Source organism: Methylomonas sp. MgM2 (genome assembly GCF_054172045.1).
In genome coordinates, this window is sequence record NZ_JBSYXO010000012.1 from 29,452 (window position 1) to 46,437 (window position 16,986).

A 16,986-nucleotide genomic window follows, 5' to 3' on the forward strand; every position below is an offset into this window, starting at 1 on the left:
GTTAATGGCGCATCAACAGGCTCGAGAGATAAACTATGTTAAAAAATTTGTTTTTAAACCGAACGACCGGTGCATTTAGTCTCGACCGCTGCAAGGCGCTGGTGGATGGCGTATTCGCAATTGTCGCGACCTTACTGGTTTTGGGGATAGACGTACCGACCGATCATCATTTTAACGAGCAAGGACTCATAGGATTTCTGCGGCGTATCGGTTTTGATTTGGTGCTTTACGGCATCAGTTTTTGGCTGGCCGGTACGTATTGGTTGCAGCACACCGCGATCATGCGCTACTTTCAAGAGGGCAGCCGCATGCTGACTTGGCTCAATATGTTGTTCCTATTTCCAATTACCTTGATACCTTTTGTTACCGAGCTTAAAGGCACTTATCCTCACGAGCCGTTGATAACCTTATTGTTTGGCTCGGAGCAAATCGTGATTGGCTTGACGCTGATCAGCATCTGGAAATATGCCGTTATGCACCCGAAACTGCTTAATTGGGAAATCAGCGAATCTTTGGACAAGATGGTTACTAAAAGAATGATAGTGAGCCCCATTCTCGTCAGTCTTTTAGCGATCGCCCTTTCGTACGTGAACATGCATCTGAGTACGCTGTTTTTCCTGAGCGTGCCGCTGTACTATTTATCTCATCCCGTGATCGATCAACGCTGGTCGGACTCCGATTCCAGCGGAGAATGACCCCCGGTATTCATAAATCATTAGGATAGTCGGTAGGGTATGCGCCTTGGAAATGTTTCAATTTCATTCCGGCGCTTAGTTGCGTTCGTCTGCATACTCGCGGCAATGATGGCGTTCGCCTGTTCCGCAAGGGCGCAAGACATTGAGCCGCGCGCGTATGCCAATACGCCCGTCGGGCTTAATTTTTTGGTTGCCGGTTACGGTTATACCGGCGGAGGGGTGGCCATCGATCCTTCTTTACCGGTCGAAAATGCCGAAGTTAGAGTAGATTCGGTTCTCTTTGCCTATGCGCGCTCTTTGGGCATCTTCGGAAAGTCGGCCAAGTTCGACGTCGTGCTGCCCTACGCGTGGGCCGACGGCAGCGCTACTGCCTTGGGTGAATTTCATGATAGGGCGATTTCCGGCTTCGCCGACCCAAAAATGCGCTTCTCGATCAATTTGTTGGGAGCGCCGGCTCTGTCCTTGAAAGATTTCGCCAATTACCAGCAGGATATTATTTTAGGCGCCAGCCTTAATGTGACTGCGCCGGGCGGGCAATACGATGCTACCAAGCTGCTCAATATCGGCACCAACCGATGGTCGATTAAGCCCGAAATCGGTATTTCCAAACGAATGGGGCGGTTAACGCTGGAACTGGATGGCGGGGTTCGGTTTTTTACCGATAACGACCAGTTTTTCGGCGATAACATTCGCGCCCAGAAGCCTATGTATTCGGTGCAAGGACATATCATATACAGCTTTGATTACGGTATTTGGTTAGCAGTGGACGCCAATTACTATACCGGAGGACAAACCTCGGTAAACGGTATCGAAGATAGCGATCGTCAAGAGAATTCACGCATAGGGGCGACCCTTGCACTACCTGTAACCCGGTCTAATTCAATCAAACTTTACTTTAGCAAGGGCGTCGTCACGCGCGTCGGCACCGATTTCGATTCGGCCGGTATTCTGTGGCAATACCGTTTCGGCGGCGGGTTTTAATTCATGCGTCAGCACAAAAAAAGTAATCTTCGCCGGATTATTTTTTTTGCATTCGGATTCAGCGTGCTTGTTGGCGTTTCTACCCTAATTTTTCTACCTGCCGACTCGCCGCCGCTTGCTATCGCAAAAAAGTCCAACTCGGACAATGCTGCAGGTTTATTCCCTAAAACCTATGTCGGCGCGACTGCTTGCAAGGAATGTCATCAGCCTGAATACCAAGCGTGGAACAAATCCCATCATGCGCTTGCCATGCAGTTAGCTAAGGAAGGCAGCGTGCTCGGCGATTTTGATAATTCCACTTTCCAATATAACGGCGTTGAAAGTATTTTTTTCAAGCGTGACGGCCGGTTTTATGTTCGTACCGATGGCCCGGACGGCAAACTGCAAGTTTATCCGATCAAATACACGTTTGGGGTCACTCCGTTGCAGCAATATTTGATCGAATTTCCCGGAGGCCGTTATCAAGCTTTGGGTATTGCGTGGGATAGCCGTCCGGAGTCGGAAGGGGGGCAGCACTGGTTTCCCATCTATCCCAACGAAAAGATCGATCATACCGATCAATTACACTGGACCGGGCGTTATCAAAACTGGAATTTGCAATGCGCGGAATGCCATTCGACACATTTGAAAAAGAATTACGATGCGGCTAAGGATAGTTACAACACCAGTTTCAACGAGTTGAACGTCGCTTGCGAAGCCTGTCATGGTCCTGCTTCGCAACATTTGGAATGGGCAAAACACGCGCGGCAGCGGGACGGAGACCATGCTCATAAAGGATTCGTTGTAAATTTGGATAGCCGCTGGCAAACGGCTTGGTCGTTTCCGGAAAGCCGAGCGAAGTTCGCGCAACGGGATAAACCGGCAGCCGATCAGTTGATGAATACTTGTTGGGCCTGCCATGCCCGCCGTTCGACCTTGGTCGAAGGCGCCCCGCCAGGATTGGCCTTGGAAGCGACTCATCGCCCCGCATTATTGATCGAACCAACTTACTACGCCGACGGCCAGCAGCGCGATGAGGACTACACCTGGGGATCATTCAAGCAAAGCAAGATGTTCCAGAAAGGGGTGACCTGCACGGATTGTCATGAACCGCATGCCCTTAAATTGCGAGCCGAAGGCAACGCTTTGTGTACCCGTTGTCATAATGCCGAAGTATTCGATAGCGAAAATCACCATTTCCATAAGCCGGAATCGAAGGGAGGACAATGTATGGAATGTCACGCGCCGAAACAGAATTACATGGTCATCGATGGTCGTCATGATCATAGCTTCCGTTTACCGAGGCCGGATTTGTCTATCGATTTGGGCAGCCCGAATGCTTGCACGCAATGTCACCAAGACCGCAAACACGAATGGGCAGCTACTGAGATGGATAAGTGGTATGGCAGCGATTGGCGCGATCGTCCGCATTACGGCACCGTTTTACATGCAGGGGCTACTCAAGGAATCAAGGCATTGCCATCGCTAATGGCACTGGCTCAGGATGCGAGCAGTCCGGCGATAGTGCGTGCTAGCGCTTTGACCTTAATCGCGCCAATGATGCAACCGAAACTGATGCTTATGGCGCGTGAGCAATTACATGACGCCGATCCTTCGGTCCGCATCGCTGCCTTGGGTTTGATAGAACCTCTCGATCCCATCAATAGGGTATTGCTGGCCTCGCAGTTGCTGAATGATTCAGCGCTCGGTGTACGGATAGAGGCTGCGCGTATTTTGGCCGATGTGCCGGAAGATCAATTGCCCGAAGAAAAACGCGGTCCGTTTCATGCGGCATTGAAAGCCTACATCAATACCCTGAATCAAGATTTGGATTGGCCTGCATCCAATGTCAACCTTGGCAACCTTTATCGGCGTCAAGGCAAAGTCGATGCCGCGTTCGCCGCCTGTCGGCGCGCGCTGAAACTGGATGCTAAATTTGTCGGGGCTTATATCAATCTGGCCGACCTTTACCGCCGGCAAGGCCGCGAAGACGAAGCCGAAAAACAATTACGCACGGGATTGGAAAACGTAGCGGATGCGGCGGATTTACACCATGCTTTGGGTTTGTTATTAGTGCGCAAAGCGGATATGCCGGGAGCGTTGACCGAACTGGAATCAGCAGTCAAACTTGCGCCGGATAATGTTCGCTATGCTTACGTCTACGGCGTCGCGTTACATTCGGCCGGTAAAGCGAAAGAGGGCATTGCCGTGCTGGCGCGAGCCAACCGGCGCCGGCCCTACGACCTGGATATTCTCAGTGCATTGATCTCTATGCAGCGCGAGGCGGGCGATTTCAAATCGGCATTGGCATACGCTTACAAAGCCGGCGAGGCTTTGCCGGATGATGCTCATATCAAGCAGCTTATAGCTGAACTGGAACGAGCCAAGTAAGCTGGTTTTGCCGCGTCAGGCGGCCATGACGTATAAAAATCCTAACGCTTTTCGTAAAATGTGATTGTCAACCTTCCAAGCTTCGAGGCCCGAAATGTTAGACCCGTCAAATCAAATAAACAAAATGGCATCTTGGTGTCGGATTTTGTCGAGATGCCGGCAGAAGCTGATTTGGCGGTTTCTTATCGCGGCAATCGGTTTTAGATCGAGGACAACGATATACAATCCAAATCGACTTTCATGCTGCTGACGCAATTGTTCGATCTGCAGGCCGGCCAAACCAAAGTCACCGGCCCGGCCTTGATATTGCCTGCGAGGTAGATTGGCTGCCAAGCAGTATCATCCATAATATTTTTGCCGACTGCGAATACTCCATCATCGTCGTTTCAACTCCGGTTAATGAGAAAAAAATGAACCAAAAACAAACAACAAGCCATGCTTCCTCAGTCACATGCCATTCATTAGACAGTCTAACGGAAGCGGGCCGTCAGCAAATTGCGGAATGCTCAACCAAGCGGCGATATTTCAAAGCTATGATCCTGTCCATCAGCGCCGTGTTCATGCTATCGGGCTGTGCGACTCCCGTTAGCGTCAAGCATGTGGACATTCAAACCGCTTATCGTATTAGCACCTCAAACGCGCTTTCAACGGATGAGCCTTCGGACGCATCCAGCATTGTTCTTAGGCGGAATGGCTTGTTGGACCGCTTCGAAAAGGAGCCGGCGGTCGTGTTGGCCGAACTCCATAAAAGTCTTAAACCGGAGAACGATGAAGACAAGCTGTTTGCGTTGGCGGAACTGTCCTTGCTCCATGCCCAGCGGACCGACGACAACGCGTATTTTCTGGCATCAGCCGTATACGCCTGGTCGCTTCTGTTTCCGGGGGACGCAGGTATGCAGCTAGAGCCGTTCGACCCGAGGTTTCGCCTTACTTACGACATATATAATCAGGCGGTTGCCCGAGGTTTGGCGGCGCCTTGTGATGCGGAAGAAAACGAAGTTCTCCTGAAATCCGGAAAATACAAGCTTCCATTCGGAACGCTCGATATATCGCTCGACGAGAGCGGAATGTCGTGGGGCGGCTACCCGCTAGACCGTTTCATTTCGACCGCGGCCCTTGAAGTTGACGGTCTCAGAAATCGTTACCATAAATCCGGGATCGGTGTTCCATTGGCGGCAAGTCTTGCGAACACTCAATCGTCGGAAGCGAAAGTAGTCGGTTCCGATCGCCTTGGGCCTTACACAAAAGTCCCCGTTACGGCGCTGTTGCGGTTTGAAGACGCACGCTCCAGCCTCAGCAAGGGCGATATACAGGGGCGAATCGAAGTCTACGCGGCCGACCAGACTTCAACCGTGACCATCGATGGGCATGAGCAGCCTATCGAGTCCGATCCAACGGCGGCATTAGCGTATCAACTTAATGATAGCCCCCTTTATGCGATCGAAATCGCTGCGTTTTTTAATAGCGGGGTCTTTACCAGCGGTATGATTCCGAAAGACCGGGCGCAGGATGGTATTTTCACGCTGCAACCCTATCGGCCCGGTAAGATTCCCGTCGTTCTGGTGCATGGAACCGCATCGAGTCCCGCGCGCTGGGCTGAACTAGTGAATGAATTAAATGGCGATCCCAGAATCCGTGAACATTTTCAAATATGGGGATTCATTTACAACAGCGGCAATCCCATCGGCTTTTCGGCGGGACGTCTGCGCAAGGCGCTGACGAACACTGTGCATGAACTCGATCCCGAAGGAAAAGACCCCGCATTGCAGCAAATGATCGTCATCGGACACAGCCAAGGTGGCTTGCTGACCAAGCTTACGGCCGTTGACAGCGGAACGCGGTTCTGGGATCAAATGAGCAGCAAACCCTTCGATCAGGTCAAGGTTAGCCCTGAAATTCGAGAACTATTACAACAATCCGCGTTTTACACACCTTTACCTTTCGTCAAGCGCGTGGTGTTTATTTCGACACCGCATCACGGAGCCATGTTGGCCGCTTACCAGTTTGTAACGGGACTTGCTTCCAAGCTCGTCAGCCTACCTATGACGATGGTTAATGGCCTCACGGTGCTTGCCACGACGGCAGGCGATGAGAGATTGGCGGCGATACTGAGCAGACCGCCGACAGCGATCGACAATATGAATCCGGACAATCCGGCTCTGAAAATTCTGGCATCCTTACCGGTTACGCCGAGCGTTCCGGCGCACTCGATTATCGCGGTTCAAGGTGACGGGCCGATAGAAGAAGGCGACGATGGCGTCGTTGCCTATAAAAGCGCCCACATCGATGAAGCGGTTTCGGAGTTTGTGGTTCGGTGGGGCCATTCATGCCAAGGCCAACCCGAAGTGATCGAGGAAGTAAGGCGCATTCTGTTCGAACACTTAGCGATGTCAGGGGGCGCTGTTGCTGAGTTTTAGCGCGAATAATCACATGTCTGAAGGGATGCAATCAAACTCAGCAAACGCTTCATCCCGGAGAGGGCGTGTTGGCGAGAGGCCGAATAAGTTAACGGAATATGTCATTTAGCTTATTCGGTGCGGCATATCCCTTATTTTCTTAAGTCTAATATTCGGCTTCTTTGCCGGGACAAGCGTGAAAAATAGGGTTTAGGCCGGTTGGCCTAAAATATGCTCACTCTGTCGCGTTGCTCTATCTCATGATCTTGTAGCTGTGGCTAAATGAGACGAAGCACGGTTTTTTTAATGATTCCGGGGGAGCTATTTGTTTTTATCGTGGTTAGCAAGAGTGGCCGCACCACGCAAAGCGGTACAAGCGGCTATATGAAAATTAAGCATTTGCCGCTGTCATCATTCGACTCTGTTGTTTGCAACGACATTCGTTAAAGAGTCTTGAAATATATAAAGTCTTTTTGGATAAAAGTGAAGATTTTTTCGTTGTTCTTGGCCGTAACTCGGTATCGGGCCGTCGCCGTCATGCTCTTGTTCGGAATATTCGTTGCTCCGTCCTTTGCAATTGACGAGAGTTATCGTATCAACAAAGGCGACAAGTTAAAGATTAATGTTTGGCAAGAGGAGAACTTGCAATCGGAAGTTGCCGTCTCTCCGGACGGTACAATTTCTTTTCCGATGGTGGGCATCGTGCAAGCGGCCGGAAAAACCATTGAAGAATTTCAAAATCTGCTGCGGGAACGGTTGGAAGAGTATATTCCCGGACCGGAGGTTAACGTCACGTTGCTAAGTGCTGACGGAAATTTGATTTATGTCATCGGGGAGGTGGCCAGACCCGGCCCTTATCCGATGAACAAGAATCTCGATGTGATGCAGGCCCTAAGCATGGCAGGCGGTTTTACGCCGTTTGCGGCAAAAAATGATATCCGCATTCTACGACACGACCTTGAAGGGCACTCAAAAACCATACCTTTCGCTTATGGTGATATTGAGGACGGCGACGCTCTCGATACCAATATTTTGCTGCAAAGCGGCGATACGATAATTGTTCCCTGATGTTGCGCACAGAAACATGCGCTACGACAAGTGGATTTTGCTCGCGAGTCTGGTTTTGATCGTGCATAAACAGATAGCTGTTGCGGACGAATGGAAAGTGTCCGGCACTTTGGATCAGGAAGTTGAGTATAACGATAATATTGCATTGCGGACGGAACCCGCCGCCGTGTTTGGCTACCTCTTAAAGCCGACCGTTAGTGCAAATTGGAATACGCCGGTGATGGGAGTCGGTATTACCGGACGAGGTGATATTCGACGTTATGACGATGAACGCTGGGATTGCGATAATTATTTACTGAGGGCTGATCAACACTATTCGCTGAAACGGCATATTTTTTCCCTTTCGGGAGGATATTCAAAAAATTGTAGCTATTCACAGCAGATTTTGGATACCGGGATACTTATTCCAAATAATCAAACGGAGCGTTTCAACGCGGATCCATCCTGGGGTTGGCAGTTAACGCCGCTTGATCGGCTAACCCTAAGGCCGAGCTATTCGGAGACCAACTATACTCGTATATCGGTTGGCGATAATCAAGCGACTAACCTGAATTACCAAAATAATAGAACGATTAGCATCAATTTATCCGAAAGCCATGACTGGAATCGCCGCTTGTCAACTAATGCCGGTCTGTTTTATTCCGATACTGAATTTTCAAACGTGGGTAGTACGTCCCGCCAAGGTATGGTTGGCTTTCAGCTAGGCGGGCAATACGTTCTCACTCGGGAGTGGTCGGTTAATGCGGGTGGCGGATTACGCTGGGTGCAACAACCCTTTTCAAGCAGTTCTGCCGGTGATAGTGGAAATAACTCGTTGCTCATGACTCAGGTTGGCAATCTAGACCTGACCTATAACGGTAGGTACATGAATTACTCATTATCGTACTCACGTTCGGTCAACCCTAGCGCATATGGCCAATTGCTGGACTACAGTTCTCTGGGCATGAAATTTTCATATCAAATCATTAGAGAGCTGTCGTTCAATGTGAACGGTACTCTTTCCGAAAATCAAGCGGTTGGACAAGCCGAGTCTCAAACGGCGCAGAATCGAAAATATTATTCGGCCTCAACAGGGTTGATTTGGAAATTTGCAAGAGAGTGGCAGCTATCCGCAACCTATCTTTACAGGAGACAAGAGTATCCCGACGCTAGCTTTGCATCTTCGGGTACGCGAGATTCCAACGCCGTTATGTTTCAACTTAATTACAAATGGGATGGCTGGAAAATCTCCCGTTAACTAAAAATAATTACGAAGTATGGAAGAAGAAAACGTCAAGACTCTCGCCGAATATTTAGAGGTGCTCAATAGGCGCAAGGGCTTATTGTTGGTCTCATTTCTAACGGTTGGGTTTTTGGGATTCGTGCTAGCGATGAAACTGCCCCCGGTCTACCGCTCATCTGCGACGATTCTGATCGAGGATCAGCAAATCCCGCGCAGCATGATTGAGTCGACGATTACCGATTTTGCCGACAAGCGTATCGAATTGATCAAGCAGCGTGTGATGACGCGTGATCGTATTCTATCGATCATCGAAAAGCATAAAGTTTATCTAAACGAACGAGACAAGCTGGTGCCTAGCGAGCTTGTTAATCTTTTCATGGAAGATGCCGAAATCAAGACCATCGCTGCCGATGTGCTTGATCCGCAAAGCGGTAGTAACAAAGCGACGATTGCCTTTACCATTGCCTTCAGCAATCGCGATCCTATGCTGGCTCAAGCCGTAGCCAATGAATTAGTGAGTTTGTTTTTGGATGAAAATACCCGTGCGAGGGCGCAACGCGCGGCAAAGACGACCGAATTCTTGGGGGAAGAAGCTAATAAACTCAAAATGGAAATTGCCGTTTTTGAAAACCAGTTGGCGGACTACAAGGAAAAAAACGCTAAAAGTCTGCCGGAAATGTTGCAAGGCAATTTGTCCGCCGTCGACAGGATAGAGGAGTCTTTGAGGCAAACCGATAGCGATATCCGCGTTGCCAAGGATCGCATCGTCTACTTGAACGATGCCTTGCGCCAAGCCGAAGATGAAGGGCCGGACGTGCAAACCGGCAAACCGCTTAGCAAGGAAGAGCAAATTCGAGTCTTGAAATCTCAGTACATCCAGGTTAGCTCGCGCTATACGGAAAAACACCCGGACGCCAGTCGGGTCAAGCGTCAGATTCAAAATCTGGATCCTAACTTCACCGGCGAGTCCAGCGTTTCCGATTTGCGCAATGAACTGGATCAAGCCGAAAAAGAGCTGGCCCTGTTAAAAGACAAATATTCCGACAATCATCCGGACGTGCTCAAGCAACTGCAAACCGTCGATAAACTGGCGCAACAGTTGGAGGACGCCTCGTCGGGCAGAAACGATGTCGGGACGGAGGTCTATCAAGGCAACTCGCAATACGTAAGCCTGTCCGGCCAACTACGTTCTACCGAACACGAATTGGAGCATTTACAGAAAATCAAACAAGACCTGCAAGACAAGCTTGCCGATTTACGGGAAAACATAGACAGAACCCCTTTGGTGGAAAAAGAGTATCTGGAACTCTTAAGACAACGCCAAATCAGTCTGGAAAAATACAGCGAATTGGAAGCCAAGCACAGAGAAGCCAAGCTGGCGCAAACCCTGGAAGAAGAACAAAAAGGCGAAGCTTTCACGCTAATCGAACCGCCAATAGCACCGGATAAACCCGATAAGCCTAATCGTAAGAAAATCGTTGCGTTTGGTCTGGGAGGCGGTTTAGTTGCCGGTTTTGGCCTAACGATGGTTCTGGAAATGCTGCACGAGGTGATTCGCGGAGCGAAAGCCTTGGAGCGGGTTACCGGTACTCTGCCGCTCGTGGTAATACCCTTCATCGAAACGCCGCAGGACATCGAACACCGTAAAAAACGGAAAAAATTGATATGGCTGGGGGCTTTGATAATGGCCGTTGTATCGGTCGCAATCACCCATTTCTTCGTGATGCCGTTAGATCTGCTTTGGGCCACGGCCATAGCGAAATTGGGGCGCTTATGACGATGCGCAAAATGTAGGCCCGGATAAGCCGATAGGCGTTCCAGGCATTATTCGCCGGAAACAACTTGTTTATTCCGGCCTGCAAACATCAAGAAAAGATTGCGACCGCTAAATAAGCAAAACCAAGAAATCGTCACAAACGAAAAATAGAAAACCAAGCTCAGAGCAGGAAAAAGTTTTGACTAAACCTAAGCAAGAACACGCATTTTCGTCCATTCGATACACCCGCACCCGCCGAGTGGCGGTGACGCCGGATGTCATGCGGGAGCGGCGTTTGATCATGGGTCTGAAAAACGATCCGCATGCCGACGTTTTTCGTTTGCTGCGCACCCAGGTGCTCAAACAATTGCGCGACAACAAATGGACCAGCCTTGCCATCGTCGCCCCTACCGCCGAGTGCGGCAAAACATTTGTGACGGCCAATCTCGCGATCGCGCTGGCGATGGAAGTCAATCAAACCGTGCTGGTTCTGGATGCCGATTTGCGTAACCCACAGGTTGGTTGGTATTACGGCTTAGACGTGGAAAAAGGTCTGTTGGACTATTTGCACGATGATATTCCGGTCGAGGATTTGCTCATCAATCCTGGATTCGAACGTTTGGTCGTGTTACCCGGCAGACACACGACATCGGTTTCGTCCGAACTATTGTCTTTGCCCAAGATGGCGGCATTAGTGGATGAACTTAAAAGCCGCTACTCGTCCCGTATCGTGCTGTTCGACCTGCCGCCGTTGTTGAGCTCGGACGACGCTTTGTTGTTCATGCCACATTTTGACGCGGCCTTATTGGTGGTCGAAGACGGCAAGACTTCTCCCGACGAAGTGCACCGTTCCTTGGCGATTTTGGAAGAAACCAATCTGGCTGGCACCGTGCTGAACAAAGTAACAGGCGCGGCGTTTCCGCGGTACCGCCACTCCGGGCAGTGACGGGATATTTTTAATGTTGTATTTCGACTGGAACTCAAGAAAACATGAATACTCGGATCTCTGAATCGGAAGCCGTCAATCCATCCAGCCCTAAGTCCGCCGCGACCCAACGCGGAGGCAGCTATCCCGAGCAATCCGATGTCGTCGCCATTTTTGGCTTGCGACTGAGTCGGCTTAGCTTAAGTCAGGCGGCGGATTCGATTGTGCAAGCGGCTAAGGCACGTCGTCGCGGCTTTGTCGTGACCCCTAACGTCAACATGTTGACCTTGCTACCGTTCGAAACCGATTTGGCGCAACTCTGTAATCGTGCCTTATTTCAATTGGTCGACGGTTGGCCCATCGTTTGGGCCAGCCGTCAACTGCACGACAACGGTCTGCCCGAGCGAGTGGCCGGTTCCGACGTTTTTCCGTTAATTTGTGAACGGGCGGAACAACAAGGGTTAAGCTTGGCAATGATGGGGGCCGCGCCCGGCGTGGCCGATGAGGCTGCGACCCGCTTACGGGCTACGTATCCCAAACTCAAAATCGTCGGTACGTTCTGTCCGCCGATGGAAGCCGAATTTTCCGAACAAAGTAATGCCGCCATGGTGGCGTTTTGCAATCAAACTCGCCCGGATATTTTGTTGATCGGCATGGGTATTCCTAAGCAGGAGCGCTGGATCGCCGCCAACATCGACCGGTTGGATATCGGCGTGGCCTTGTGTTTCGGCGGCGTGATCGACTTTGCCGCCGGCAAGATCAAGCGCTCGCCGTCCTGGGTGGTCAAGATCGGTATGGAATGGTTTTGGCGCTTGTGCATGAGTCCGAAGCAATATTGGCGCCGGACCTTGCTGCGATTTCCGTTATTTTTTCCGATGTTTTTTAAAGAGTGGCTCGCGCAGCGTTCGGGAAAATTGTAGGAGAGACGCTACGTCGCGACCTGAAGGGCTTTAAATCGTGATTATGCGTCGATTCCACAACGATTGTTGCCGGATTTATATTTTGAACTAACAACCTACAAGACACGATGATTAAACTAGGCGTAATTGGGCTGGGCAAAATGGGATTGTCCCACCAATCCATCATCAACATGCATCCCGGCGCGGAACTGGTTGCGGTATGCGACAACACAAGCTTTGTGCTAGACATGTTGCACAAGTATACGGGCGTCAGGGTCTATAACAATCTTGGCAAGATGTTGAAAAGCGAAGCGCTGGATGCGGTGATTATCGCTACTCCATCGAAATTACATGGACCTATGGTCAAAGAGTGTCTCGAACACAATCTGCATGTATTCTGCGAGAAACCTTACTGCTTGGACGTGGAAGAAGGCGCGCGGTTGGCGGAATTGGCTGGACAAAAAGGCTTGGTGAACCAAGTCGGCTATCACTACCGCTTCGTCGGCGCGTTTCAGGAAGTCAAACGTCTATTGGATATGGGCGTCATCGGGCATGTCACCCATATCAAGGCCGAGGCCTATGGCCCCGTCGTATTGCGCCCATCAGGCTCCACCTGGCGCAATCAGCGCAGCGAAGGCGGCGGTTGTTTGTTCGACTATGCGGCGCATCCGCTGAACTTGGTCAACTGGTATTTCGGCATGCCCGAACAAGTCGGCGGCACGGTAATGAACAAAATATTCTCCGCCGATTCTGAAGACGAGATCTACGCCACGCTACGCTTCGGCAACGGACTTAGCGGCCAGTTGTCGGTTAATTGGAGCGATGAATCCTACCGGCGTATGACCACAAAAATCAGCATTTCCGGCACGCAAGGCAGAATTTACGCGGATCGCCAGGAGTGCCAAGTCTATTTGCGCGAAGGTGACGAAATACCGGATGGTTACCTGTCCGGTTGGAATGTGCGTTACACCACCGATTTGACCTCGGAAGTCTGGGCTTATGTGCGTGGCGAAGAATACTCGGCACAGCTTGATTATTTCGTGCAACGCATTAAGGCCGGCGAGCGAAACAATCTAAACTCATTCGAAAGCGCGTTACAAACCGACCGCGTGATGCGCATGCTGATCGACGATAGCGAACGGAAACCTGAAATAGCATCACGGGGTTACATGGCGGCGGAGAAAAGCAACACTTCATGGTGGCGGCGTTTGATCAATGCACCGTAATCGAGTTGGTAGAGCGTACCTTGTTGATCAACCGCTCGTGAACATAGAGGCATTCCCGTGGGAGCGACAATTTGTCGCGACGAAGCTTTTTCCCACGCTGATTTTTAAAATATTTGAACGCAACAATGGACAAAGTATTATTCGGCGACAACCAATTCTTCGGCGTTAACCATATGTCGGAGGAAAAAGCCCGCGCGCAAAGCATGCGCTTTCGCGATACACAAGCCATGATAGAAGTGCTGGATATGGCCTATGAGGCCGGCATCAGGACTTTCATGTGCACCACCCACGACCGTATCGGCGAGGTTTGCGATTATTTTCGTAAGCACGCGGATCGATACCCGGATTATCGGTTTTATCCGGGTATGCCCTATGCGCATAAGTATGCGAACGCGGTGACCGATCACGGCATCGTCGGCGCCATCAAACGCTTCTTGCCTAATGACGGTTTGATGGATGCGGTGATACGCGGCGGCAGTGCGGTGGCCAAAAAGGAAATCGACGGAATCGCTACGTTATTAATCGATGCCGAAATGAAAATGTTCGAAGGCTTGTCCACACCGGTGATTTTCCTGCAAAACGTGGTGACCGATTTCCTGTTGGGATTGGGGATGAAAGATGCGTTTCGCATCTTCGCCGATCATGTCAAAACCCGTTACAACGCCGATCCCGGTTTTTTTACTATGAATATGCCGCGTTTGCTGGACGTATTGGAAGAGGCTGGCGTAGAAAATCCGATCATTTGTTCCAATATCAATAAGATCGGCTTCCGTATGTCTGGTGGCGTCGATTTGTATCAGCAAACCTTGGCGCAGCGGCAATTTAGGCCTATCGCGATGTCGGTGTTGGCATCCGGCGCTATTTCGCCGCGAGAAGCCATCGAATATGTCTGCGGGTTACCCAAAATTCAGTCCATCGTATTCGGCGCATCGAGTCGTGGCAATATTCGTCAAACCAAAGCATTGATTGACGAATTTATGGCTATTAAACAACGCTAGCGTTTTCTTCGTCATGCATTCAGCAAGGAGTGAACAATGAACCTATCGAAATGGTTAAAAGCGAGTTTAGGGGTGTTGGCAATCGCATCCAGTTCACCCGGTGTTGCCTGCGATGCGCCGGTAGGCCGATTTTGCGTCGATTTTTTTCGCGGTACGGAATTGCAAGGTAAACCGATAGCCTCTCGAAAGACACCGTTTATCAAATACGATTGGAAAAATCACAGCCCGGTACGCAGGGCCCTCTACGATAATTTTTCGGCCCGATGGCGCGGCAATTTCGATTTTAAAGATGGGCCGTACGAGTTTCGTGCGTTGGCCGATGACGGCGTTCGTATCTTGCTGGATGGCAAGCCTATTTTGGATCATTGGCGGGAAGCTGCCGGAACGGAACTCCGCGTTCAGACCGTTCCGGGTGCGGGAAATCATATCGTTGAAGTGGAGTATTTCGAAGCCAAAGGGAATGCCAGGATCGAAGTGAATTGGCAACAAGTTGAGGCCGTCGCCCCGATAGTGACTCCTGCCATAGATGCAGAAACGTCCTCAACGACAAACGTAAAAACGCAGTTAGCTATGACTGCACCAGTTCGTAATTCAAATAAGGCGCCTATCGGCATTAATCTATCGGCGTTCACCTATTACAGTTCAACCGTACCTTTCAAAGATCTTCTTATGCAATCGGGCGATATCAAAGTCCTCAAGCAGAACAGTAATGAACCATGTGCTGAACAACCAAGCTTTAATTCGGAAGGATTTCCCAGTTCGCTTCCCAATGGTTGCTTGATCCGGATTTGGAGTGTATTTCACATTAAAGAGGACGATTTTTGGCCGGAGGGCGTCGCACCTTATCAACCGGGACATTACGTCTTGCTCTATCAAGGACAAGGAAAAATAAGGCTGGGTTGGGATGCCAAAAATGTAGTTTATAAAGACTCAGGCCGCATTGAATTCGATGTTCCTGCCCCGAAATCCGGTATCCAGCTTGAGATTACGTCGATGGAATGGAACGATCCGATTCGCGAGATGCACATAGTCCATAGCACCGATGAGGCCACATTTAGACAGCAACCGTTCAACGAAAAATGGCTTGAGTTGCTGAAACCGTTCCAGGTATTACGTTTTAAAGATTGGGGGGCGCTTGACAACAACATATCAGTTTATTATTCACCGGCGATAGCTCACACTAAACAAACCATCAAATTACCGGACTCGGCACCTGCAGCAGATAATACCTTTGTAAATATGGTGGCCATGTTGAATGTAAACAACAAGTGGCCTCGAGTGCTGATTGATGGTTACGACGGGGCAAGCCGGACTTTACATTTAAAAACACCAATCGAAGTATCGACAAATGGCAGGCAGCCCGTTGTCAATATATTGGATTTTACGAACCGAACCTGGTCCGAACGCGCTTTACCGACCACCTTTGGTCAAGCTAGTCGGAAAGGTGTGGCTTTTGAAACGATGATAAAGCTGGCTAATATGTTGGGAGCCGATCCTTGGATAAGTATTCCGACGGCCGCCGACGATAAATTCGTCGAAGCACTGGCTACACTGATCAAAAAAGAACTCAATCCAAATTTAAAGTGCTATATCGAATATTCCAACGAAACTTGGAATTACGGTTATCCGGGATACCATTATTCAGAGGCGAAAGCCAGACAATTATCGTTAACCGGCACGATAATTCCTGCCGATGCCTGGCACTCATATAGAGCAATAGAAATATTTCGAATATTCAATAAGGTATTTGGTGAGCCAGATATACGAGAAAATGGAAAGCAAAGTCGATTGGTTCGCGTACTAACATCTCAAACTGCGTGGTTTGACCGTGCTAAATCGGTAATGGATTGGTCCATGCCAAATAATGCATGGCCTACAAATGGCTTGCCCGCGTATAAATACGCCGATGCGTGGGCTGTCACAACCTACTTTTATTTGGACAAAGACCAGTCGTTGCAAGACTTGGGCATAGAGGACTTAATGTCCGCCCAAATCGACAATATCAACACACTGTTCGGCGACAGCAAAAATCCTGGATTGATCAGGCAGTTATTGACTGAAGCAAAAGCGAGAGGCATGCAATTGGTTGCGTATGAAGGGGGAACGCACGTACTTGCGCCGCAGACTAGTCCGGACTTGATTGCGAAGGTGGCTCAAGTCAACAAAGACCCTCGAATGAAAGACGTGTATACCGTGATGCTGAATCATTGGAACGCGCTTTATAAAGAGTCAGGTCCCGACGCGGTTGGCGTTCTAAATCATTATTCGGATATTGGCCGATACGGTAAATACGGTTATTGGGGTTTATTACAATCGGTTTATCAAGATGCCGCTACGGTGCCGCGCTATCAGGCCATTACCGATTTCATCGGAGCGCCTTAGTTATGGATATCAACATCACGAACTGTTTCGAAACCAACACAGTACGGAGAAGCGGCGATTAATCCGAA

13 protein-coding genes are annotated in these 16,986 nt (G+C 49.9%); 12 read left to right on the forward strand and 1 reads right to left on the reverse strand.

The annotated features are described in order from the left end of the window. Positions 1-35 precede the first annotated feature (35 nt). The 3 genes from ACW73I_RS11035 to ACW73I_RS11045 are packed head-to-tail and all read left to right on the forward strand — an operon-like array spanning position 36 to position 4,046. Positions 36-695 carry a TMEM175 family protein gene (locus ACW73I_RS11035; protein ID WP_458029383.1) on the forward strand — a complete coding sequence of 220 codons (660 nt, stop codon included), beginning with the start codon at positions 36-38 and terminating at the stop codon, positions 693-695. 39 nt (positions 696-734) lie between these two features. After that, positions 735-1,676 (forward strand): transporter, encoded by a 942-nt coding sequence (locus ACW73I_RS11040; protein WP_458029384.1) that lies wholly within the window; start codon positions 735-737, stop codon positions 1,674-1,676. Between the two features lie 3 nt (positions 1,677-1,679). Next, positions 1,680-4,046, forward strand: a complete 2,367-nt coding sequence (locus ACW73I_RS11045) for a tetratricopeptide repeat protein (protein ID WP_458029385.1) — start codon at positions 1,680-1,682, stop codon at positions 4,044-4,046. A gap of 111 nt (positions 4,047-4,157) precedes the next feature. On the opposite strand, the gene ACW73I_RS11050 is transcribed toward ACW73I_RS11045, so the two are convergent. Then, positions 4,158-4,379 (reverse strand): hypothetical protein, encoded by a 222-nt coding sequence (locus ACW73I_RS11050; protein ID WP_458029386.1) that lies wholly within the window; start codon positions 4,377-4,379, stop codon positions 4,158-4,160. Positions 4,380-4,579: 200 nt separating this feature from the next. On the opposite strand from ACW73I_RS11050, the gene ACW73I_RS11055 reads away from it, so the two are divergent. The 9 genes from ACW73I_RS11055 to ACW73I_RS11095 all read left to right on the forward strand — a co-directional run bounded on the left by ACW73I_RS11055 (position 4,580) and on the right by ACW73I_RS11095 (position 16,918). Next, positions 4,580-6,463: an esterase/lipase family protein gene (locus tag ACW73I_RS11055; protein WP_458029387.1), complete on the forward strand. Its 1,884-nt coding sequence runs from the start codon at positions 4,580-4,582 to the stop codon at positions 6,461-6,463. 462 nt (positions 6,464-6,925) lie between these two features. After that, complete coding sequence (locus tag ACW73I_RS11060) at positions 6,926-7,510, forward strand: polysaccharide biosynthesis/export family protein (RefSeq protein WP_458029388.1); 585 nt, start codon at positions 6,926-6,928, stop codon at positions 7,508-7,510. Between the two features lie 16 nt (positions 7,511-7,526). Continuing rightward, positions 7,527-8,747, forward strand: coding sequence for a hypothetical protein (locus tag ACW73I_RS11065; protein WP_458029389.1), 1,221 nt, complete (start codon positions 7,527-7,529; stop codon positions 8,745-8,747). Positions 8,748-8,766: 19 nt separating this feature from the next. Beyond that, on the forward strand, positions 8,767-10,509 hold the full coding sequence (locus ACW73I_RS11070; protein ID WP_458029390.1) for a GumC family protein: 1,743 nt from the start codon (positions 8,767-8,769) through the stop codon (positions 10,507-10,509). Positions 10,510-10,687: 178 nt separating this feature from the next. Further along, positions 10,688-11,434 carry a CpsD/CapB family tyrosine-protein kinase gene (locus tag ACW73I_RS11075; RefSeq protein ID WP_458029391.1) on the forward strand — a complete coding sequence of 249 codons (747 nt, stop codon included), beginning with the start codon at positions 10,688-10,690 and terminating at the stop codon, positions 11,432-11,434. A 44-nt stretch (positions 11,435-11,478) separates the two neighbouring features. After that, positions 11,479-12,333 carry a WecB/TagA/CpsF family glycosyltransferase gene (locus tag ACW73I_RS11080; RefSeq protein ID WP_458029392.1) on the forward strand — a complete coding sequence of 285 codons (855 nt, stop codon included), beginning with the start codon at positions 11,479-11,481 and terminating at the stop codon, positions 12,331-12,333. Positions 12,334-12,440: 107 nt separating this feature from the next. Beyond that, on the forward strand, positions 12,441-13,538 hold the full coding sequence (locus tag ACW73I_RS11085; RefSeq protein ID WP_458029393.1) for a Gfo/Idh/MocA family protein: 1,098 nt from the start codon (positions 12,441-12,443) through the stop codon (positions 13,536-13,538). Positions 13,539-13,663: 125 nt separating this feature from the next. Then, on the forward strand, positions 13,664-14,536 hold the full coding sequence (locus ACW73I_RS11090) for a hypothetical protein (protein ID WP_458029394.1): 873 nt from the start codon (positions 13,664-13,666) through the stop codon (positions 14,534-14,536). Between the two features lie 36 nt (positions 14,537-14,572). Continuing rightward, complete coding sequence (locus ACW73I_RS11095; protein ID WP_458029396.1) at positions 14,573-16,918, forward strand: PA14 domain-containing protein; 2,346 nt, start codon at positions 14,573-14,575, stop codon at positions 16,916-16,918. Positions 16,919-16,986 lie beyond the last annotated feature (68 nt).

Bases quoted from the DNA above. Each gene is read 5' to 3' on its own strand.
- ACW73I_RS11040 (WP_458029384.1), top strand. From the start codon at position 735: ATGCGCCTTGGAAATGTTTCAATTTCATTCCGGCGCTTAGTTGCGTTC.
- ACW73I_RS11090 (WP_458029394.1), top strand. From the start codon at position 13,664: ATGGACAAAGTATTATTCGGCGACAACCAATTCTTCGGCGTTAACCAT.
- ACW73I_RS11055 (WP_458029387.1), top strand. From the start codon at position 4,580: ATGATCCTGTCCATCAGCGCCGTGTTCATGCTATCGGGCTGTGCGACT.
- ACW73I_RS11070 (WP_458029390.1), top strand. From the start codon at position 8,767: ATGGAAGAAGAAAACGTCAAGACTCTCGCCGAATATTTAGAGGTGCTC.
- ACW73I_RS11085 (WP_458029393.1), top strand. From the start codon at position 12,441: ATGATTAAACTAGGCGTAATTGGGCTGGGCAAAATGGGATTGTCCCAC.
- ACW73I_RS11095 (WP_458029396.1), top strand. From the start codon at position 14,573: ATGAACCTATCGAAATGGTTAAAAGCGAGTTTAGGGGTGTTGGCAATC.
- ACW73I_RS11045 (WP_458029385.1), top strand. From the start codon at position 1,680: ATGCGTCAGCACAAAAAAAGTAATCTTCGCCGGATTATTTTTTTTGCA.
- ACW73I_RS11065 (WP_458029389.1), top strand. From the start codon at position 7,527: ATGCGCTACGACAAGTGGATTTTGCTCGCGAGTCTGGTTTTGATCGTG.
- ACW73I_RS11080 (WP_458029392.1), top strand. From the start codon at position 11,479: ATGAATACTCGGATCTCTGAATCGGAAGCCGTCAATCCATCCAGCCCT.
- ACW73I_RS11035 (WP_458029383.1), top strand. From the start codon at position 36: ATGTTAAAAAATTTGTTTTTAAACCGAACGACCGGTGCATTTAGTCTC.